Source organism: Rhodococcus sp. BUPNP1, from assembly GCF_002215235.1.
GTDB lineage: Bacteria > Actinomycetota > Actinomycetes > Mycobacteriales > Mycobacteriaceae > Rhodococcus.
In genome coordinates, this window is sequence record NZ_NERM01000089.1 from 1 (window position 1) to 310 (window position 310).

Consider the following 310-nt stretch of genomic DNA (forward strand, 5'->3'; position numbering starts at 1 on the left):
TGCGCAGCAGTCGCCGGGCACGCCGACGCCGGACGGACGCGATCTGGGGGACCGCTCCTGGGCGAAGGCCCGGTTCGACATCGTGCTCGCGCCCGGGGGCGTCTGACCCCCACAGGTTGACGCGGTGAAACGAGGTTCGCCCCTGCAACAGGCCGGGCGAACCCCGTTTCACCGCGTCAAGATGCGGTGTCTTCGGTTGGTGAGCCCACCTCCCGTGCGAGTCGCATCATCTCTCCGCCAACTACGTGCGGACTCTTGGTGTTTCGTGAACTCGCAGTAACAGTATTCGCTGCTGTGGCTCTGGCGGCCG

1 pseudogene is annotated in these 310 nt (G+C 66.8%); it reads left to right on the forward strand.

Annotation, left to right across the window (positions count from 1 at the left end):
- A pseudogene (locus tag B9C99_RS26240) lies at positions 1–106 on the forward strand (hydroxyquinol 1,2-dioxygenase); the annotation flags it as partial.
- Between the last annotated feature and the right edge of the window lie 204 nt (positions 107–310).